19 protein-coding genes are annotated in these 20,332 nt (G+C 45.0%); 13 read left to right on the top strand and 6 right to left on the bottom strand.

The annotated features are described in order from the left end of the window. Nucleotides 1–99: 99 nt before the first annotated feature. Together WG943_RS01245 and WG943_RS01240 are read right to left on the bottom strand one after the other, a co-directional pair. Nucleotides 100–321 (bottom strand): hypothetical protein, encoded by a 222-nt coding sequence (locus WG943_RS01245; RefSeq protein ID WP_340406297.1) that lies wholly within the window; start codon nucleotides 319–321, stop codon nucleotides 100–102. Between the two features lie 359 nt (nucleotides 322–680). Further along, complete coding sequence (locus WG943_RS01240) at nucleotides 681–2,030, bottom strand: neutral/alkaline non-lysosomal ceramidase N-terminal domain-containing protein (protein ID WP_340406296.1); 1,350 nt, start codon at nucleotides 2,028–2,030, stop codon at nucleotides 681–683. 229 nt (nucleotides 2,031–2,259) lie between these two features. Between WG943_RS01240 and WG943_RS01235 the strand changes: the two genes are divergently transcribed. The 4 genes from WG943_RS01235 to WG943_RS01220 all read left to right on the top strand — a co-directional run bounded on the left by WG943_RS01235 (nucleotide 2,260) and on the right by WG943_RS01220 (nucleotide 7,982). Further along, nucleotides 2,260–4,518 (top strand): Tex family protein, encoded by a 2,259-nt coding sequence (locus WG943_RS01235; RefSeq protein WP_340406295.1) that lies wholly within the window; start codon nucleotides 2,260–2,262, stop codon nucleotides 4,516–4,518. 167 nt (nucleotides 4,519–4,685) lie between these two features. Next, on the top strand, nucleotides 4,686–5,327 hold the full coding sequence (locus WG943_RS01230; RefSeq protein WP_340406294.1) for a porin family protein: 642 nt from the start codon (nucleotides 4,686–4,688) through the stop codon (nucleotides 5,325–5,327). A 198-nt stretch (nucleotides 5,328–5,525) separates the two neighbouring features. Next, on the top strand, nucleotides 5,526–6,956 hold the full coding sequence (locus WG943_RS01225) for a PQQ-dependent sugar dehydrogenase (RefSeq protein WP_340406293.1): 1,431 nt from the start codon (nucleotides 5,526–5,528) through the stop codon (nucleotides 6,954–6,956). 447 nt (nucleotides 6,957–7,403) lie between these two features. Beyond that, a complete protein-coding gene (locus tag WG943_RS01220) occupies nucleotides 7,404–7,982 on the top strand; it encodes a hypothetical protein (RefSeq protein ID WP_340406292.1) in 579 nt (192 codons plus the stop codon). Between the two features lie 12 nt (nucleotides 7,983–7,994). On the opposite strand, the gene WG943_RS01215 is transcribed toward WG943_RS01220, so the two are convergent. Together WG943_RS01215 and WG943_RS01210 are read right to left on the bottom strand one after the other, a co-directional pair. Next, a complete protein-coding gene (locus WG943_RS01215; RefSeq protein ID WP_340406290.1) occupies nucleotides 7,995–8,429 on the bottom strand; it encodes a hypothetical protein in 435 nt (144 codons plus the stop codon). A 107-nt stretch (nucleotides 8,430–8,536) separates the two neighbouring features. Beyond that, a complete protein-coding gene (locus WG943_RS01210) occupies nucleotides 8,537–9,946 on the bottom strand; it encodes a sodium:solute symporter family protein (RefSeq protein ID WP_340406289.1) in 1,410 nt (469 codons plus the stop codon). Nucleotides 9,947–10,153: 207 nt separating this feature from the next. On the opposite strand from WG943_RS01210, the gene WG943_RS01205 reads away from it, so the two are divergent. The 8 genes from WG943_RS01205 to WG943_RS01170 all read left to right on the top strand — a co-directional run bounded on the left by WG943_RS01205 (nucleotide 10,154) and on the right by WG943_RS01170 (nucleotide 16,627). Continuing rightward, nucleotides 10,154–11,080: a membrane-binding protein gene (locus tag WG943_RS01205; protein WP_340406288.1), complete on the top strand. Its 927-nt coding sequence runs from the start codon at nucleotides 10,154–10,156 to the stop codon at nucleotides 11,078–11,080. A gap of 119 nt (nucleotides 11,081–11,199) precedes the next feature. Continuing rightward, complete coding sequence (locus tag WG943_RS01200; RefSeq protein WP_340406286.1) at nucleotides 11,200–11,910, top strand: head GIN domain-containing protein; 711 nt, start codon at nucleotides 11,200–11,202, stop codon at nucleotides 11,908–11,910. Nucleotide 11,911: 1 nt separating this feature from the next. Beyond that, nucleotides 11,912–12,490 (top strand): hypothetical protein, encoded by a 579-nt coding sequence (locus WG943_RS01195; protein ID WP_340406284.1) that lies wholly within the window; start codon nucleotides 11,912–11,914, stop codon nucleotides 12,488–12,490. A 180-nt stretch (nucleotides 12,491–12,670) separates the two neighbouring features. Beyond that, complete coding sequence (locus tag WG943_RS01190) at nucleotides 12,671–12,889, top strand: hypothetical protein (protein WP_340406283.1); 219 nt, start codon at nucleotides 12,671–12,673, stop codon at nucleotides 12,887–12,889. A 64-nt stretch (nucleotides 12,890–12,953) separates the two neighbouring features. Further along, entirely contained in the window at nucleotides 12,954–13,859 is a 906-nt protein-coding gene (locus tag WG943_RS01185) for a M28 family peptidase (RefSeq protein ID WP_340406282.1), read from the top strand. Nucleotides 13,860–14,148: 289 nt separating this feature from the next. Continuing rightward, nucleotides 14,149–14,925, top strand: a complete 777-nt coding sequence (locus WG943_RS01180; RefSeq protein ID WP_340406280.1) for a thrombospondin type 3 repeat-containing protein — start codon at nucleotides 14,149–14,151, stop codon at nucleotides 14,923–14,925. A 90-nt stretch (nucleotides 14,926–15,015) separates the two neighbouring features. Next, nucleotides 15,016–16,038 carry an SDR family NAD(P)-dependent oxidoreductase gene (locus WG943_RS01175; RefSeq protein ID WP_340406278.1) on the top strand — a complete coding sequence of 341 codons (1,023 nt, stop codon included), beginning with the start codon at nucleotides 15,016–15,018 and terminating at the stop codon, nucleotides 16,036–16,038. A 70-nt stretch (nucleotides 16,039–16,108) separates the two neighbouring features. Continuing rightward, the gene (locus WG943_RS01170; protein WP_340406277.1) at nucleotides 16,109–16,627 is read left to right on the top strand and encodes an NUDIX hydrolase; all 519 of its coding nucleotides are present in this window, start codon (nucleotides 16,109–16,111) and stop codon (nucleotides 16,625–16,627) included. A gap of 54 nt (nucleotides 16,628–16,681) precedes the next feature. Here the strand turns inward: WG943_RS01170 and WG943_RS01165 are convergent, their stop codons facing one another. Next, nucleotides 16,682–17,392 (bottom strand): hypothetical protein, encoded by a 711-nt coding sequence (locus WG943_RS01165; protein ID WP_340406275.1) that lies wholly within the window; start codon nucleotides 17,390–17,392, stop codon nucleotides 16,682–16,684. Between the two features lie 75 nt (nucleotides 17,393–17,467). Further along, the gene (locus WG943_RS01160) at nucleotides 17,468–19,318 is read right to left on the bottom strand and encodes a glycoside hydrolase family 3 protein (RefSeq protein ID WP_340406274.1); all 1,851 of its coding nucleotides are present in this window, start codon (nucleotides 19,316–19,318) and stop codon (nucleotides 17,468–17,470) included. Nucleotides 19,319–19,515: 197 nt separating this feature from the next. Here WG943_RS01160 and WG943_RS01155 point away from each other — a divergent pair, with 197 nt between their 5' ends. Beyond that, nucleotides 19,516–20,331, top strand: a complete 816-nt coding sequence (locus tag WG943_RS01155; RefSeq protein WP_340406272.1) for a rhomboid family intramembrane serine protease — start codon at nucleotides 19,516–19,518, stop codon at nucleotides 20,329–20,331. Nucleotide 20,332 lies beyond the last annotated feature (1 nt).

Here is a 20,332-nt window from a genome sequence, read left to right as displayed (position 1 = left end):
AAGTATAAAACCCACAAAAAAAAACAGCTGACAACAAAGATTGCTGTCAGCTGCTACATTAAAACTAGAAAATTATCAATCTACTACTTATCAAATAAGTTAGCTTCGGATAGGCACCGGCTGCGGCTCAAGTTTAGGCCTCAACATTAACCATAAAACCGTTCCGAATAAAGTACCGGAGAAAAATGTCAGGGCTACAATAAGCCATCCATTCATTCCGCGTAATTCTGCATCGTGGTACACCCAAGCCAGTATAAATACCAGCAATAGCAGGTATAAACCTACGATGGTAAATAAAATTATATTTGGTATAAACTCCATGAGTCTTAATTTAAATTGTACAAAATTGCCTGCTATGGGCAACTACTATACTTATTAAACAGGGAAACTACATGTTTTGTTATGGATTAAATAAAGAATGTAATTGTAATATGGGTTAAATATGGCGTATTGAATTGTACTGATACTTGAGTTTGAATTTGCCTGATGGAATCGTTGATTATACTTGTTTTGCCTGGGAATTGTAGTGAGGCTAGGTTAAAATATTTATATAATAAACATTTCGTTTGCTGGTGCACCCTTATCAATAATAGGGTAGGAGAACCACCAAAGCTTTCGAACTTGTACTTGTTAGCAATGAATTCAAAGGCAGTAGAAGCAGTACAGCAGTAAGTAGAATCTTAGAACTGCATTAGCAGCAGCTGCTGGAGTAAATAGGTAAGGTAGCTGCCAGCTGTGGGACCATAAAAATTCATGGCTCTGGCCTCATACTTCTTAAGGTTATAGTGTGTGTCTGGTACAATGTAACCCAGGTAGCTGCCATTGAAGCCGGTAAGTATAACATGCTTGTTTTGTGCAGCAGCCGTGGCCTCCAGCGAAGGCATAAACTCACCTGAATAATCAGCTGGCACACCAAGTAAAGTAGTATTCCCTATTTGCAGCCTATTAACGTAAGCGTCATATTTTCCAAAGAAAGTATAAAACAACCCGGGTGCAAAGCGTTTATTCTCGCCCAGACGCCAGTGCGGTTCCGGCATGTGGAGTGGCAGGCGGCGAGACTGAAGCTCAGAAGTATAAACTGTTTCTGTTTCAGAAGCTGCAGTAAGTATACTTTGTGCTATACTTCGGCCCACATCTTGGGTGCTTTCGAAGCTGTCGCCGTGCGAGTAAATGCTGGAGTGGCTTCCAACTGCCCCTGCCGAAAAAGCTGCGAAGCTAACTTCCTGTTCCAGTTTATGCACCAACACGTTTGGGTAATCGCCGGAGAGTATAGGCTGTATAGATGGAAGTATGGTCGGGTGCGCCGAAAAGGTGCAAAGTATAGCCTGTTCCCCGTTTTGATTCTCAAATTTTAGAAACCGAATAGTTGTGTCTCTTTCGACTATTGATCCGGTAAGCCGGTTTTTAACAAAGGCGGCTCCGTTTGCCGTGCCATAGCCCACTTTTGATGTTTGCGCATTTGCCTGGGCCAGTTTTATACTTTGGATGACATGCGCTGCCGTTTGCCGGACAACTTTCTTTTTATACTTGCCAGCCATAATACGGCCAGCCAGCTTTCTGCCCCATCCGCCAAAGCTGCTGTGGGTGTGGGTAGCGGCAAAGTATACTTGGTCAGAACTTAAACCTATACTTTTATACTTTTCCTCCAGCTCAGCTGCAACACTCATGGGCGTTATCAGCATGTCCAGCGTCACAAAATATGCCTGATTCGTGCCGTTATCGAAAGCGAAAGTGCGTACCCAAACAGAGTCGTGCACAGTTGTATACTTCATGCCTTTCCGTTTTCCGTAACCAGCCAGCGGTGTGCCTACGGGAGGCGTAATGTTTACTTTAGCCCATCCTACTTTTAAGGTGTCGCCGGTTGCGGTAAGATTGGCTAAAGTATCCAGTCCGGCTAAGGTTTTGCGGTAGTAATCGGTTTGGGCGTAAGGGGTATGGTCCAGCTTCTGCACAACACAGCTCTGGCAAAGCAGCAGTAGTGCAAGCAGTAAATAGAACGGGTAACTATGGCGTTTATACTTTCTCAACATGACCAAGTTAGGAAAAAGGAGGCAAAAGCATGGTGTAGGGTAGCTGATAATAAGAGAATCTTGTTTCAGATTAAGGCAATATCCCTTAAATTTGACGTTCCGGTATTTCAACTATACTACTAAAAAATGCAAACAGAGGCGAAGGAAACTGCAGGGAATCACATCAAAAGCACAGCTGCTGCCAGAGCGCCTCTTGCTCACTAATCCGACTATTGTCTTACATCAATATATGGAACCTAATTTAGAACACTTATTAAAGATCGCCTCTGAGCTTTCTATTACCATTAAACAGGTAGAGGCCACAGCCACTTTGCTCGACGAGGGTGCTACCGTACCATTTATCTCGCGTTACCGAAAAGAAGTTACCGGCTCCCTGGACGAAGTGCAGATTGCTGCCATCCGTGACAGAATAGAGCAGCTACGTGAACTCGACAAACGCCGCGAAAGTATACTGAAGTCTATTAAAGACCAGGAGAAGCTTACGCCGGAACTGGAGGCCCAGATCATGGCTGCCGAAACCATGGCTGTGCTCGAAGATATTTACCTGCCTTACAAGCCGAAGCGCAGAACCAAGGCAACCATCGCCCGCGAAAAAGGCTTGGAGCCGTTGGCAGAACGTATTTTTGCCCAGGACAATTTTGATGTAGAAGCCGAGGCCGCCAACTTTATCTCAGAAGAAAAAGAGGTGAAGGATGTGAACGAGGCCCTTGCTGGTGCCCGCGACATTATGGCCGAGTGGATGAACGAAAATGCCGAAGCTCGTGCTGCCATGCGCCAGTTGTTCGAGAAGCAGGGCGTGTTCAAGAGCCGCGTGATGATGGGCAAGGAAGAAGAAGGCCAGAAGTTCAAGGATTACTTTGAGTGGGAAGAGGCAATTGAGAAAGCGCCATCGCACCGTATACTTGCCATGCGCCGCGGTGAAACCGAAATGGTGCTGATGCTAACTGCCCAGCCGGATGAAGAAGCTGCACTAGCGAAGCTGGAAAATATGTTTGTGGAGGGCAATAACGCTGCTTCAGAGCAAGTAAAGTTGGCTGCCAAAGATTGCTACAAGCGTCTGCTCAAGCTAAGTATGGAAACCGAAGTACGCCTGAGTTCTAAAAAGCGTGCCGACGAAGAAGCCATCCGTGTATTTGCAGATAACCTGCGCCAGTTATTGCTTTCTTCGCCGCTTGGTCAGAAAACCGTTTTGGCCCTGGACCCTGGTTTCAGAACTGGCGTAAAATCGGTGGTTTTAGATAAACAAGGCAAACTGCTGCACAACGAAACAATTTACCCACATACTGGCCAGCACAAAGAGCAGGAGGCAGCGCAGGCAGTGCGCTACATGGTTACCCGCTTCGAGGTAGAGGCCATTGCCATTGGTAACGGTACTGCCAGCCGCGAAACCGAAGCCTTTGTAAAAAGCCTGAAACTACCTGCCTCTGTCATGGTGGTGATGGTTAACGAAAGTGGTGCTTCTATTTATTCTGCCTCTGATGTTGCACGTGAGGAGTTCCCAGACCAGGACGTAACCGTCCGTGGCGCAGTATCTATTGGCCGCCGCCTGATGGACCCATTGGCTGAACTGGTAAAGATCGATCCTAAAAGTATAGGCGTTGGCCAGTACCAGCACGATGTGGACCAGTCTGCGTTGAAGCATTCTTTGGATGATGTGGTAATGAGTTGTGTGAATGCCGTGGGTGTGGAAGTAAACACCGCCAGCAAGCAGCTGCTTACTTACGTTTCCGGTTTAGGGCCTGCGTTGGCGCAAAATATAGTAGAGTACCGTAACCAGAACGGACCATTCAAAACCCGTACAGAATTAAAGAAAGTTGCCCGTTTAGGTGATAAAGCATTTGAGCAGGCCGCAGGTTTCTTAAGAATACGTGATGCAAAGAACCCATTAGATGCCTCAGCTGTACACCCTGAAAGTTACCCGATTGTAGAGCAGATGGCAAAAGACCTGGGTGTAACGGTTCAGGATTTAATGCAGAAGGATGAACTGCGCAAGCAGATCAACCTAAAAAACTACGTAACGGACACCGTTGGTTTGCCAACCCTGCAGGACATCGTAAGCGAACTGGCCAAACCAGGCCGCGACCCACGGCAGACTTTTGAAGCTTTTAGCTTTACAGAGGGCGTGAACGAGATAAAAGACCTGCGCGAAGGCATGAAATTGCCAGGGATTGTAACCAACATTACTGCCTTCGGTGCCTTTGTGGATATCGGGGTGCACCAGGATGGCCTTGTTCACGTAAGCCACCTGTCAGACCGTTTTGTGAGCAACCCGCACGATGTGGTAAAGGTAGGGCAGAAGGTAGAGGTAACGGTGCTGGAAGTGGATGCCAACCGCAAGCGCATTTCCCTAAGCATGAAAGGCGACCCTGCTGCACCTAAACCAGCCGGTGGCGGTAACCGCAGCAAAGGCGGCAACAACAAGCGCGAAGAAGAGCCAATGGATGATTTCCAGGCGAAGCTTGCTAAACTGAAAGGTATGTTTAAGTAAAAGCTAAATTTTGAAGTATAAATTACAAACACCCTGGCTTATAATGTGTCAGGGTGTTTTTTTTATGGCGCACATAAGTATTTTATAAATTATATATAGTTGTTATAGGATGTTATTAATAAAATATACTGATATTTGAACCGAACATTTATCAACTTAACCTTTTTATGAAAAACAAATTTTTACTAGCATTGCTTTTCGTAGTATGCTTTGCTGCTACATCAATGGCACAATCAATTTCAGTTGGTCCACGTGTAGGAGCAACATTCTCCAAAGTAGCCTTATCTGATGATGGTGATGAGGAAGTAACTAATGATGATATTAAGTCCACTCCTGGTATACAGTTTGGTGCTGTAGCGAACTTCATGATCAGTGACATGTTCTCTATTCAGCCTGAGCTACTGTATGTACAAAAGGGCTATAAAATTGGAGAAGATGACGCTTACCTTAAAGGTAAGTTAAATTACATTGAGGTTCCGGTATTAGCTAAAATAACATTTGGTGGCGAGCAGGTTCGTGGTTTCGTAACAGGCGGTCCTACTCTTGGATACTGGACAGGTGGTAAATCTACTGCTAAATTTGGTAGCATGGAGGCATCTGAAGATTATGAATTCGATGATTCGGATAATCGCTTAGAACTTGGTGCAAGCTTTGGTGTTGGTACAGCTTTCAAAGTTGGTCCTGGTGAATTGAACTTAGATGTACGCTATGGTTTAGGCTTCACAGGTCTTAGCGAAACAGAAGGTAATGATCCAAAAACCAGAAACCGCGTGTTTGGTGTTTCTCTAGCTTACCTTTTCAACCTGTAATAAAAAATACGAGATCAGCTTTAGCGAAGACTAAAGCAGTTTGCGTTGAAAAAATAAAAGCGCTCTGACGAATTAAAAGTCGGGGCGCTTTTTTTGTGTGCTAGCTAATAAAGTATAGGTAAATAAGTGGTTGTTAATCTGGATGATATCTTATTCTCGTATAGAGTTTATCACCTGCCACTTTATACTTTTACTCCTATGAAAACATTATTACAAGAGATCTTTTTCATTCTTTTACTTACCTCATCTTTTAAACCAGCATTAGCACAGGAATACACGTTGCGCGAAGCCTATCCTGCTGCTCCATTTACTAACCAATTGGAGGCAGTTGTGGGCAATAATGACAGTCGTTTATATGTGGTAGAGCAGGGAGGAAGCATATACTGGCTTCCAACTGAAAGCAAAGCTACCGCTCAGCCTACTCTTTTCCTGGATATTTCTGGTAGGGTAGTGGCAGGAGGAGAAGCAGGTTTACTGGGGCTGGCATTGCATCCGGATTACGAGACAAACGGTTATTTCTATGTTAACTACACAACTGGCAACCCTCTCCAGACCAGGATATCCAGATTTACAGCTACTGCAGCCAACACTGCCGACCCTGGCAGTGAGGTTGTGTTGCTAACTTATGAACAACCATTTGCGAACCACAACGGCGGTAAGATTGCTTTCGGGCCCGATGGATACCTCTATATTTCTTCCGGAGACGGTGGTAGTGCCGGAGATCCACAGAACAATGCCCAGAATTTGGCAAGCCTGCTTGGTAAAATTCTGCGAATTGATATAAATGCTGCCACAGAGGGCCGAAGCTACGGTATACCTGCCGACAACCCTTTCGCGAATAACACCTCAGGCTATAGAGAAGAAATTTATGCTTATGGGTTCCGTAACGTCTGGAAGTTTAGTTTTGATGAGACAACCGACTTATTGTTAGCTGCCGATGTAGGGCAAGGCACAAGAGAAGAAATAAATAAAGTGAACAATGGTGGCAATTATGGCTGGCGCATTATGGAAGGGAGCGCCTGCTATACACCGTCCAGCAATTGTAATACAAGCGGGCTTATACTTCCTGTTTTCGATTATACACACGCCAGTGGGGCAGGTCGCTCCATAACTGGGGGGTATATTTACAGAGGCAATTTGCTACCCGAGCTGCAAGGCAAATACATTTACGGAGATTATGTAAGCGGCAATATTTGGGCTCTTACTCTTAACCCGGACGGAACTGCAGGCGCTAACACATTGCTACTAAATGCAGGCTTTTTAGTATCATCGTTTGCTGTTGATGAGGAAAACGAACTGTTGGTGCTCAGTTATGGCACCGGCAGAAAAATCTTCAGGCTTAGCAGCGATGCAGTAACGGGTATAGCCGATGAGTTAAGTGCATACTTGGAAGTATACCCAAACCCGGCAACCACGCGCTTGCACATAAAATTAGATCCCTCGGTTGCTAATGGCCTGCCTCAGTACCTGTACCTATACAACGCTACAGGACAGCTAACACAAACTAAGATTCTAAACAGAATAGCATCTGAAGCAGAACTGGAAGTAGGGCACCTACCAAAAGGAATTTACCACTTGCGCCTGCAAACTGACAAAGGAAGCACCTTTAAGAAAATTGTTTTACAATGAGTAATGCATGATAATATCAAAAATAAGCTAAAATATATAGGGGTATTTTTATAAAAAATTTATATTTGAAAGGTAATGGTTAAATAATAAATAGTATATTTGCTATATATCCTAACGTTTTATGAAAACTCGTCTGCTTATTTTAATGGTGGTGGCTATTGTTATGGCTTTTTCAGCAATGAGTTAGCTATAGTCGTAAAAATTGGTGATATTGTATACCATAAAAGGTATTAATTTAGTTACCTAAAGAGATTTAGTAAGTTTAGTTGAAGTTGAAAGCGGCAGCTGTTCCTGAAACAGTTTGCCGTTTTTTCTTTTTACCGCTTATACTAATAATCACGGTATGGAGGTCTGCTGTACCTACCTCATTTGGTTTGAAGCCGATAATGGGAAGTATACTTTGGTGCACGATTTGCAGTATAACCGAGGTTATAAAACAGTAGAAGTATGAAGAGAAGTATGGCGATAATGTTGGTCCTGATCAGTTTGATTAGCTTTAGTTGCAAGCAGGCCAGTGATTTAAAAGCATTTACTGAGGCAAAGTATAGTTTACAGGAAGTACAGGACCTGAAGCTGAACGGTATTGATGTAATGCAAAAGCGCAACCCGACTGATTTTACAACCCGTGAAGGGGACAGCATACTGGCCTCTATATCTGAAAATAACCTGCAGGCATCCACCATCTTATACTTAAATGTTTCAATGCCGGACCCGGAGGTATCACGGCAAATGACGATAACACAGCTAAAATGGCAGCTATTGGTAGATGGCAAACAAACTTTAGATGGGGTAATAGCCCTGCCAATAGAGTTGCAGAATGGTTTAAATGAGCTGCCCATTAAAACAGTAGTGAAAATGGCTGAGCAGGAGGGGGTACGCAATTACGAAGGCCTGTCTAAATTAATGACGCTGCTATCTCTGAAAAAAGACCTGCGCCAGAATCTTACACTTCAGATAAAACCCACAGTTGAAACTCCCGTTGGGGCAGTTGAGGTACCGCAATACATTACAGTGACTGAGCCTTAATCAAGAGCTTTTTCAGAAGTTTAGGTTGCTGTCTTCCCGTAACCAGGTACGGGCATTCTTTTCTTTCTCAAAAAACTGGATGTCTGTTTCCGAAATACTACTGAGCGCATCAAATAGAGCCATTAAGTTGAATCGGTCTACATGTTCAGGAGATTCAACTATTGCAATTCTTTGAAGCTCAAGCTCCTTTACAACTCTAGGAACAACCTCATCTTCTGTCCAATGAATGTCGTCAGTGGTAAAGCAGCAACGCTTGCCACAAAATATTAACCAGTTGCTAATACTGTATTTTTTTGATTGCTCCAGGAGCAGGTGCATGGATTTGCGAAATGCATCTGGTGTGGTTTCGCTGTGGAAAAGTAAAATAGCTAAATGATTAGCGGGCTCTTTAAGTAAACTATAATACTGCGATTCTACAACAACCTGCTCTTCCGTGTGGTCTGCCATGGTTAAATGGTTTAGCTATGGCCTTTTGATGATGTAAATTCTGTATGTCATTTTATCGTAAAATGTAAGTATATCTACTTTTGGATACGCGGTTACTTAAGCTAAGTTTATACTTTTTGCTCACGGCATTGATGTCGGCTATTTCTCATTTTTTTGAATCCTGCTATATATCCCAAAGTCAAACCTGCCATACTTCCTGCCAGGCCATACAACATTGGGCTTATTTCGGTTTTGAGGTAAAGAGCTATTAGCCATACTCCCATACCCGTAAGCATAGAGGCAATGGCTGAGGCCGGATTGGCTTTACTCCAAAACATGCCTGCCACTAAGGGTACGAACAAGCTCACCAAACTCAGTGCCGACGACTCACTCACCAACTCATAAATGTTCTGCCGCATTAATGCCATACTTAGCGAAATAACGGCAACCACTAATACGCTTATGCGCGACAGGCGGAGCATCTGTTTGTCTGTAGGTGATTTGAGTAGCGGTTTAAGCATGTTTTCGCTTAAGATAGAGGCAGGAGCCAAAATACCTCCACTGGCCGTGCTTATAATGGCAGAAATCAGTGCCCCAAAGAAAAGTGCTTTAATGGCCAGAGAACCAGAGTTAATAATGAGTCCCGGCACAAGTAGTTGGGAATCTGAGGATTGAAGCTCAGGATACAGGTACTTTGAATACAGTGCCAGCAATAAAGGTATAAAAGCTACAGTTAAGTATAAAAAGCCTGCACCTATAGAAGAAGCCACTGCCACACCAGCCGACCTTGCAGACATAACCCGCTGAAATACATCCTGCTGTGGAATGGATCCAAGGCCAATAGTTATCCAGAGGGCAACATAATTCAGCCAGGAGGTGAGGCTTCTTTCGCGCGGGGTAAAATGGAAAAAGTCGGGTGGCAGATCGGCTGTAACTTGTGCTACAGGTACGCGCTGCATCATCTCTGCAACAATAAAAATCAAGCCTCCAATAATCATAGTGGTCTGTATAAAATCAGTTACCGACACTGACCACATACCGCCCATGTAAGTATAGCCTACCACGATCAGGCTTCCGGCTAACATACCTACCGTTGTAGAAAGTCCGAGCACCTGGTTTAGCACAATGCCTAATGCCACCATTTGCGCTGCTATCCAGCCAAAGTATGAAATCACCATAAAAAATGCAGCGATCTGTTCAGTGATTCTGTTATAGCGAATGCGGTAATAGTCGCCGATGGTGAGCAGGTTCATGTTGTAAAGGCGTCTGGCGAAAAAAATGCCTACCAGCACCAGGCAAAGCGCTGCTCCAAAGGGGTCTTCGATCACGCCAACCAGCCCATGCTGTGCAAACTCAGAGGAGGCACCTAACAAAGTTTCGGAACCAAACCATGTTGCAAAAACCACAGCCGTAGACATGTAAAAAGGCAAACTGCGCCCGGCCAGCATAAAGTCGGTAGTGTTATGCACGCGCCTTGATGCCCAGTAGCCGATAGCTATGGTAAACAGCAGGTAAAGCAGTACAAAAAGTATGAGCATGAGCCTTCGGTTTATGAGGGCTAAAGTTAACAAAGCAGCTAAAATATCTGAGGGTGCTGCTAAAGTATAACTTTAAAGTATGAGCTGATGCAAAATAAATTTGATGGAGATGGATGCTAGCCATTTTTTGGCAAAGAAGTTGCTTTTATACAATTGCCCACAGTTTTTACGTTTTAGCTGTATGGCCTGAAGTATAAAATTCCAGCTATGAAATATATAAGAAAGTTTACACTTGCATTGGGGCTTTTAGTGGCATCTGTGATAGGGACAGAGGTTACTGCAGCTACTGTTGCGGCTCCGGTACCTGCTGTTGCGCCTGCTGTTGCCGGCACACGCGATATTGTGCAGGAAATTATTAATGTGATTGGCCTTAAGCCACGCTTCGAACTGATACCTGCTGACATTGACAATGCCGCCGCTGTCATACACAATGGCAAACGTTACATACTTTACAACGAGCGTTTTCTGGCTGCCATTAACAATGCGGTACACACCGACTGGGGCGGTGTTAGTATAATTGCACACGAGATTGGCCACCACCTGAACGGACACACCTTGAGCAGAAGCGGCAGCAACCCTGCTGATGAACTGGAGGCAGATGAGTTCTCAGGGTTTGTGCTACGCAAAATGGGAGCCAGTTTGGCAGAGGCACAGGCAGCTATTAATCTGCTTTCGGAAGAAAGAACATCGCGTACGCACCCCGGCAGACCATATCGACTTGAAGCCATCAATAAAGGCTGGAGAAGCGCTAATGAACAATTGGTTGCCAGTGCTAAGTCTCCGCAGCCGGACCAACGTGCCATTGCCCGTAACCAGCCAACGCAACGCCAGTTACAGCAGCTGCAGAACGAACAGCGGCAGTCCACTGCTCAGAACACTTCAACTTTAGATGGCCGTTACGTGCTAACCCGCGTGCATTTCTCCAAAGCTCCAAGAGAAGAGTTTTACATTACTACAAAACTACACTTAGTACATGTAACCGACAACGGAATCAAAGTTATTGGGAAACTGGCTAAGACCAACGATCCTGATTATCCTTACTACTTTGAAAGCAATGTGCTGCAGCCCGTTTTTGTTACGGAGCGTGGGCTGCTGGTAAACAGAAAAGGACAAAAAGTTGGCTATTTAGCTTAAGTATAAATCTTATATACAACAAGCCGCAGTAGTATTGCCTACTGCGGCTTGTTGCTTTCTTATGCATCTGATATTTACTATATTGCTGCATCCTCAATATCAACCTAAATCCTTTTACTATGAAATTACTGAAAATCTCCGTTGCCATACTTTTTATACTTAGCCTTAGTAGCTGCGATGAAAGCGGCATGTGCCTAGAGGGCGAAGGCAGTGTGGAAACCCGTACCTTGGACTTGGGCAGAATAGAGGGGGTTAAAGTTGACGGTAATACTAAAGTATACATACAGCGCGGAAACAGGCAGCGCGTGGAAGTAAAGGGGCAGCCAAACATTTTGGATGAACTGGAAAGGAATGTAAACGAAGGTGTGTGGGAGATAGAATTTGACAGGTGCCTTCGGAACCATGAAACGGTAGAAGTATACCTGACGGTGCCAGAACTGCATACCGCAAAAGTGAGCGGTTCAGGTTACATCATGCTGGAAGACAGGTTCAGGAGCAGGGAGTTTAATGCAGGAGTATCAGGCTCTGGAGATATTAAAGGTAAAATTGATGCCGAAGTACTTACCTCCAGCATCAGCGGGTCGGGAACTATAGAACTTACAGGCGCTGCTAAGGAGCAGGATATACGCATTTCTGGTTCTGGTCGCCACTACGCCTACGATCTAAGGTCGGATAGAGCTACGGTACGGATATCTGGATCTGGCAAAGTGCAGGTAGATGCCGACGAAGAGCTTGATGTAAGTATAAGCGGAAGCGGCCGCGTATACTACAAAGGAAACCCAACAACCAATCTGGATGTTTCAGGGTCTGGAAAAGTGATTAAAGAATAAAATGACGATAAAATTAAGAAATTATTTACTGGTGCTGCTGCTTTTACTGGCCGGCGCTGCCTGCAAAACGAAAGATGATTTTGAGGCATTTAAAGAAGCAGACTATAGTCTTAAAAGCGTAGATGAAGTTCGGGTGAACGGCATCAACCTGCTTGAGAAAAAACGTGCAGAAGATTTTTCCTTTGGTGAGGCTGCTGTACTTTTTTCGGCCTTCTCTGAAAATAAATTGAACGCCACCTCCATCCTAAACCTAAACGTAGACCTCGGCGAAGAGCACAAAGACAGAACTATGACGGTAACACAGCTGAAATGGCAGATGCTGGTAAACAATGAAAAAGCCGTAAGCGGCGTGATACAGGAAGCTATCCAATTGAAGAACGGACTGAACACGATCAAAGTAAGTTCTCCGGTGGCCTTTGCCCAAGAGAACGGAAGCAGCAGCCTGAACAGTCTTTTACGAATAGCTACCATGCTTCACGAAGACAGAAGCAAGGCACAGGTACAACTGCAGATAAAACCAACAGTTCAAACATCTGTGGGACCTATAGAGTTGCCCGCTTTTATAAATGTGATAAAATAATAAATCGTTTGTAACTAACATAAAGCCAGGTGTGTACCTGGCTTTTTTGTTTTGTTTACCTTGTAAAAGTAATAACTTACAAATAAGAGGAAACTTTTGTATTCTTCTAACGTAGTGGCACCTTCTTTGCATCAGGTGGGTTAAGGAATTGAACAAAATTTAAATCCAGATATGATGACTATGCCAAAGGGATATGATCTGTTTTTAAGCAGAGTACAAGATGTAAAAGCAAGCGCTGCCCAAACTTACATGCGCAGCAGCGGCTGGGTTCCAAGAACTGATTCACCGGCCTATAAAGAGAACAGCGAGCAGGAAGCAGACCGCCAGCCAGTTAAAGCTGAGAAAAAAAGCAAGTCTACAAGCCGCCAGAAAAGCTGGGTGCCTTGGCCTAAAGCATAAAGTATAACGGTATTTGGCTGGTATTGCCAGTTGTGCTATCTTCATATTTTATTTATATGCTATAATGAAGAAGATACTACTACTGGCGTGCCTGGCCGCTATACCATACTTCGGAAACGCTCAGAAGCTTCCACTTGATAAAGAGCAACTCTTAAAAGACATAAAGGTATTATCTGCAGACTCTATGCAGGGCCGCTTGTCTGGTACAGAAGGCAACCTGATGGCGCAGGAGTATATACTGAAGCGTTTTAAAGAAGCTGGTCTTAAGTCTTTTAACGGCAGTTATAAGCAACATTTCAGGCTGGAGAGTAAAAGGGTTACTGTTGATCAGGCTACAAATTTGATCGGTTATATTCCGGGTAAATCTGGTAACGCTATTGTTGTAAGCGCCCATTATGACCACGTAGGAGTACGAAACGGGGAGATCTATAACGGCACCGACGATAATGCTTCGGGGGTAGGTGCTATGCTGGCAGCTGCCTCATACTTCAAAAAAAATCCTCCTAAACACACTATCATTTTTGCTGCTTTCGATGGCGAAGAGCTAGGCCTGCAGGGAGCCAACGCTTTCCTGGATAACCCTCCGGTTGCGCTGGAGCAGATCATGCTAAACGTGAACATGGATATGCTCAGCATTAACAGCAAAGGCGAGCTTTATGCCAGCGGCACACACCACTACCCACAGCTGAAGCCCATTGTGGAGCAGGTGGCGGCAAGGCCAAAAGCAAAAATCCTTATCGGCCACGATAAGCCCGAGCAAGGCCACAATGACTGGACGGGACAATCAGACCATTACCAGTTCCATAAGCGCCAGATTCCTTTTTTATACTTTGGCGTAGAAGACCATCCACATTATCACAAACCTACCGACGATTTTGTCAACATCAATCCTGAGTTCTATACTGAGGCAGCCGCTTTGGTTATTGATTTTATAAAGGCAGCAGATGTAAGCCTGGGCAAAAATCAGTAACGGCTATTGAGATTCGCACCAGTCACTAAATAGCGATCTACACTTAAGTTAGGTAGCTAACCTGCCATAATGAGCATTAATTTATTAGCGATTGTATTATTTTAATATAATGATATAAGTATGCTTTAATCATCATCTTTTTGTTAGATAAAACGTAGAGAGAACAATAACGGAAGATGTTTAATACAGCTAACTTAAGTACGTAAAGTATACTTTAAGTATGATAGCGCCAGTTAGTTAAAGGAAGGCATCTACCCATGTAAATATTGTGTACTTTAGCTCTTGGTGTATGAACAGAAGCTTTAACTGTTTCATCATTTTAATAACTATACTTATACTTGTGCCGCTTGCAGCAGATGCACAAAGCGAATTTATTAAGCGGGTTGGCAGAAGCAAATTGCCTGAGCGTGGCTTGGTGATTGTGGCCGGAGGCGGTGTTTCCGGTGTTAAAAGCGATATCTGTGGTAGCCCAGGTTGCAACGATTTTGGGCCTAATGCCAACGTAGGCGCATGGTACAAAATCTCTCCTTACGTCAGCCTTGCCGGAGGTATAGATTACGTTCGTTTGGGTGCAACTGAAAGAGATCCTAGACGGCCGCTTAATGTCGCATTTCAAACAGAGGTAATAGGAGTAACAGGAACGTTTGTGTTAAACTTGTTGGATAGCTATGCCGGGTCCGGTAAATACAGATCATCACGTAAGCGTTTTGTAGTGCCTTACATCAGGGGTGGCGGTGGTTTTATTTACTACACGGCTACCTCATTTCCGGCTGATGCAGGTAACTTAGAAGATTCTCAGGTAACATACGATCCTGAACGTGAATACCCAGCGATTGCTGCTGTTATCCCGTTTGGTGGCGGACTGCGCTTCCGGTTCTCAGATGAGATTGCCGTTGCCGGAGAAGCTATGTACCATATTACCACAACCGACTATTTAGATAATGTAGGCCCACGACTTGGTGTCGATGGCGGCTCAGATCACTATGGCCTGATAGCTATAAAATTAATGTATACGCCTATCACTAAGAACAAGATCTTCAGCAAAAACTACCAGGCAAAGAAATAGCCAACCCATCAAATTACCTCTATACCAACTCCTGCCTCTTTGTAGCCGTAGTGGTAAGCAATACTTATATCCAAAAGCTATTGCATACCTATGAAAGCAGACAATAAAAATAATCTTTGGTGGCTAGCGGCCGGAGCAGGCGCTATACTTAGTGCCCGCGCTATTTACCGTAGCCTGACAGCTTACAATTTTTCAGGAAAAACTGTGCTGATTACCGGCGGCTCCAGAGGCCTTGGGCTGGTAATGGCACGCCAACTGGCAAAAGAAGGAGCCAGACTAGTATTATGCGCCCGCGACGAAATTGAACTGGAGGATGCTCGCATGGAACTGGCAGGCAAAGGTGCCGAGGTGCTGGTGCAGAAGTGCGACGTAACAGTAGAGCAGCAGGTAAACGACATGATTACCAATGTACTGAACGAGTTCGGACCAATAGATGTGCTCATCAACAATGCTGGTATCATAAGTGCAGGGCCTGTAGCAGAGATGACCCTTCAGGAGTTTGAGGAAGCCATGAACACACATTTCTGGGGACCGCTGTACACAATTATGGCTTTGTTGCCAAGTATGAAAGCCAGGGAGGAAGGCCGCATTTTAAATATTGCCTCTATCGGCGGTAAAATAAGTGTGCCGCATCTGGTGCCCTACAGTGCCAGTAAGTTTGCGTTGGTTGGTTTATCAGAAGGCTTGCGTGCCGAACTTAAGAAATATAACATACTTGTTACTACAGCCAATCCTGGTTTAGTAAGAACCGGCAGTCCACGCCATGCTATCGTAAAAGGCCACCATAAAGAAGAGTATGCGCTCTTTAAAATTCTGGACTCTAGTACACTAACTTCTAAAAGTGCCGAAGCAACTGCTAAAAAGATACTGGATGCCCTGCGCTACGGAGAGGCTGAGATCACCACCACTTTACCGGCTAAGCTTGGGGCGCGCCTGCATGGGTTGGCTCCGTCTGTAACTACCGGTATTTTTGAGCTGGTAAATAAAGTACTACCCGGCGAGGGAGGCATTGGCAAGCAGCGGGCAAAAGGTTACGAAAGCGAGTCTAAACTATCCATGTCGAGCCTAACAGAAAAAACGCAGCAGGCGGCCATGCGCAATAACGAATTGTAATTTACTTTATACTTTCATTATACTTTATACCTTTGCCTGAGCCATACTTTTGGCTTTTGACAGAACCCTTATGAAAATTAAAAACAGAGAAACGGCCTACAACGGCTACTTCAAGATCTATAAATTGACAGTTGAGCAGGAAGGGCAAACTTTTACCCGAGAGCAGTTTGACCGTGGTGATGCCGTGGCAGCACTTATTTACGATACCGAAGAACAGGAGTACATTCTGGCAAAGCAGTTCAGGGTTGGGCCTGAGGCAGAGTTAGTAGAAGTAGTGGCCGGCATGGTGGACAAAGGCGAAACCCCGGAGCAAAGTATAGCCCGCGAAATAGAAGAGGAAACAGGTTACCACGTAGATAAACTGCAGCACCTGCACACGTTCTATTCATCGCCAGGTGGCACCACCGAGAAAGTGATGCTATACTATGCCGAGGTATCAAACCAGCACCATACTGGTGGCGGCAACGACCACGAAAACGAGCATATAGAGCTTGTACGCCTGTCTGCTGAGGAACTAAATAAGTTGGAGGCCCCGGATGCCAAAACCATTATTGCACAGCAATGGGTAAAGCTGCAGCAAGTAAAGTAAGAACAGGTTTAAAAGTATAAAAGCAGGTGTTAAGCCTGCTTTTATACTTTATACTTATCGTCTGGTTCCTCTGATAGCACTCTCTGTATCAGCGGCGCCTTCCAGGGTTAAGTACTCAGCCTGTAAGGTTCTAATCTTTATCTTATCAGTTGTCGGGATTTGGCCTTCCACCTGGCTACGGCGTTCGTTTAACTGCCCGTATACATTATCTACATAGTCCCAGTCATCCTGTGTCCAGTTGCGGCGTTTGGTTCTTACGGTGCCCATAAAGGTTAAATAAGCCTCCCGGATGTTGGCCGCATTTACGTTGTTCAGGTCTTTATACTCGCGCAGCAGCTGGTCTTTAAACTGATTAAGTTTTGCCGGCTCCAGAGGTTGTTGCTGGCGTCTGTCCTGTCTTTCTTCCCAGCGTTCGTACCTTGCCCTCAGGTCTCTATACTCCTGCTTCGATTTTTCTGACAGGCTGTCGACATTTTGTTCCAGCTGGGCATTACGTTGCCTTAACTCTTCCTTTACTTTAGGCCAGTTTCTTCTGATAGCGGTATCACCTTTCTCTGATTGCTGATTCAACCAGCCTCTAAACTCTTCCAGTTGCTGCTCTGCCGTTTTCCCGGACTGTACTACGCGGGCAGTGTCCTGATCATCTGTAGTGTCTATGGTTACAACTTCTGTGTCTTCCGCGTCACGGCGCCCTTCGCAACTCCATAACAAGAAGCAAAGGCAAAGCACAGCAAGCGGTTTTTCTAGTTTCTTAAAGGTATTCATAGTTTTATACGTTCAGGTCGTGTTTATCTGTATTTAGCTATACTTACGGATACAACTTTACTTAGATGCTTTGCTTCATGGGCCAACAATAAGTGGCTTATCTTTGCTGATGCCATCGCCATAGGTAAAGTGTCCGTTTACAGTTACAGGCAGCTTGCCGCGTGCAGGAATCTGGCCGAACAGCAGTTTTGTCGCCGCCTCCTGCGCATGGTAGTGTGACTGGTAGGCTACAACCAAAGCCCGGCTATTCTCTATCTCCGGAAACTGGCTTAAGGCATAGGCATTATCAAATAGTGTGATAACTGTTTTTTTAGAGTTGGCTAGATTTTTAACCAAGGCTGTTGCCTCTTTTGAGTAACCTAATTTGTTGCTCGGGCTGATACTTGGGCCATATAGGGCTACTATAATCACGTCATGCCTCTGCAGTTTTCTCCAAAGCGTGTTTACTTCCTTTTTTGTTGCCTTCCGCGAGATCACATAATCTGTGGTGCGTATCTGCTCTTTTATCAGCTTTTGATAGGCGCCGGGACTTTTCAGGCCGAAGCCAACTGTTGCAACAGAGGTTCTTTTCTTGGTGCGCAGCGGCAGCTTTCTTTTCTCGTTGATCAGTAATGTTACGGCTGCTTCTGCCAGTGCCCGGTTTGTGCTGTCTGCCAGTCTGCTGTTCAGGTCCTCATACAGGTTATCCAGTTCGATAGGTTTATACTTATCCAGCCCCAGCCATTGTTTTGCCTTCAGCACACGCTTACATTTCTCGTCGAGTTCTTTCTGGCTCAATTCGCCGTTTGCTACTGCTTTTTTAATGGCTTTTATAGCTTTGGGTACACTATTAAGCCGCTCTAGTATATCGTTGCCAGCTATAAGCGCTTTGGCTTCGGCCTCACCAGGCGGGAAATACTTGGTAACACCCTTCATCACCATAGCATCGGTAAATACAAGACCTTTAAACTCCAGTTCTCTCCGTAGCAGTCCTTTCACTATAGGGGGAGAAAGCGTGGATGGCAAATTTTGGGTAGAGTCTAGCATCGGGATGTGCATATGCGCCACCATTACACCGCCTACGCCATGCTTTATCAACTCCTGAAAAGGATAAAGCTCCAAAGAGTCCAGCCGTTGTTTGCTGAATGGTATAACAGGCAGGTCGTAGTGTGAGTCAACATCGGTATCACCATGGCCCGGAAAATGCTTAGCCACAGCAATAATACCATGGTCCTGCATGCCCCGCATAAAGGCGAGGCTCTTGCCGGTTACATCCTGCCGGTCTTCGCCAAAGGCCCTGTAACCAATTATGGGATTTCTGGGATTATTGTTGATATCAGCAACCGGCGCAAAGTTAATGTGCATACCTAGCCTCCTAAACTCATCTGCTACCTGTGCGCCCATACTATAGATCAGGCCATTGTCTGCAACAGCGCCCAGCATTTGCTGGTAAGGGTATAGCACGGTACTATCCAGGCGCATTCCTACACCAGTTTCTGCATCCATCGATATAAACAAAGGTATTTCGGAGGCCGCCTGGTACTTGTTCGTTAGCTTTGCCTGCCGCACAGGCCCACCCTGAAAGTATATCAAACCACCTACTTTATAACGCTTTATCAACCGGAGTACATCTGCCTCATACTTTGGGCCCTGGTCCGAGAAAGCTTCTATAATGATCAGTTGGGCAATACGCTCATCCGGTGTTAGGGCATTAAAAACAGAGTCTACCCATTCGCTTTCCGGCTCCTCCAGTGCCTCGATAAGTGAAGATGCTCTTACGTAAGGAGTACGCCCCGAAATATAATCTGCTGCAGGTTGAGCTAATGTTTTCTGCTGTGTATCAGCTCCCTCGCAAGAAGACAAAAACCATACTGAAAGTACAAGAAGCAATGAAAGCGCGTGTTTTTGCAGCGCCGAAATTGGATATGATCGAACTAGGTAAAACATGATTTTATAAACCACCACCTTAAGCAGCCTTTTTGTTGTAAGTTAGATACTTACTGCTTTTTTAATTGGCAGGTTCTGATTTGTATATGTTATCAATACGAAAAAACACGCCTTTTAAGCTAACTTACCGTTAGTGGCTTAGTTAGATTTAAACTATATTGTAATCTAACAGGCAATACTTAAAATCTTTTTACTTAATGGCGCAGGAATTGGCAGGAAAAGAAGTTTATACTTCAGAAAATGATAAAGCACATTTTGCATACAGCTTTTTGCCGGGCATGCTGTTTGTAGCATTGCTCTGCCTGATTAGCCTGCTAAGTTACCTGACAGATGCCGACCTGGCTTGGCTAGGTATTAGGCCCAGAAGCTTTTTCGGATTAATAGGTGTGGTTACTAGTCCGTTAATACACGGAGGGTTGCTGCACCTGCTCTCTAATGCGTTTCCGCTGGTATTGCTTTCCGGTTTTATACTTTTCCTGCACCCAAAGGTGGCTGTACGGGTAATGGTGCTGGTGTATGTGCTGAGCGGTGTGCTTACCTGGTTTATTGGCAGGCCATCTTTTCATATCGGGGCCAGTGGCATTGTGTATGGCTTGGCTGGTTTCCTGTTGTTTAATGGCTTTTTAAGGCAAAACCGCAGTGCTATGGCCGTTTCGTTTGCTATACTTTTTCTGTACAGTGGTTTGTTTTACGGGCTACTGCCTACCGAAGAGCGGGTATCTTGGGAGGCGCATATTGCAGGCTTTGTGGCTGGTTTGGTGGCGGCACTTGTATATGGAGAGGGGTTGATAAGGAAACCTCAGAAACCAACTTACATCGAGCCAAACGTGGTGCAGCGGCACGTAAGCAATACGATGGGCACGCACCACCGCCACCTGCACATAAACTACGAGATGCAGGAACCTGTCCGGGAGAAAAGCCACTTTTATACACTCGATACTACTACTGGTAAAGCTGCCGCCCAAACCAACTATCTACTTGCTTCGTCTAATAAGAAACAGACAGGCAAGTAAA

It is taken from the genome of Pontibacter sp. H249, assembly GCF_037892465.1.
In the GTDB taxonomy this organism is placed as follows: Bacteria; Bacteroidota; Bacteroidia; order Cytophagales; family Hymenobacteraceae; genus Pontibacter.
This window is presented reverse-complemented; position numbering and strand designations above follow the sequence as displayed.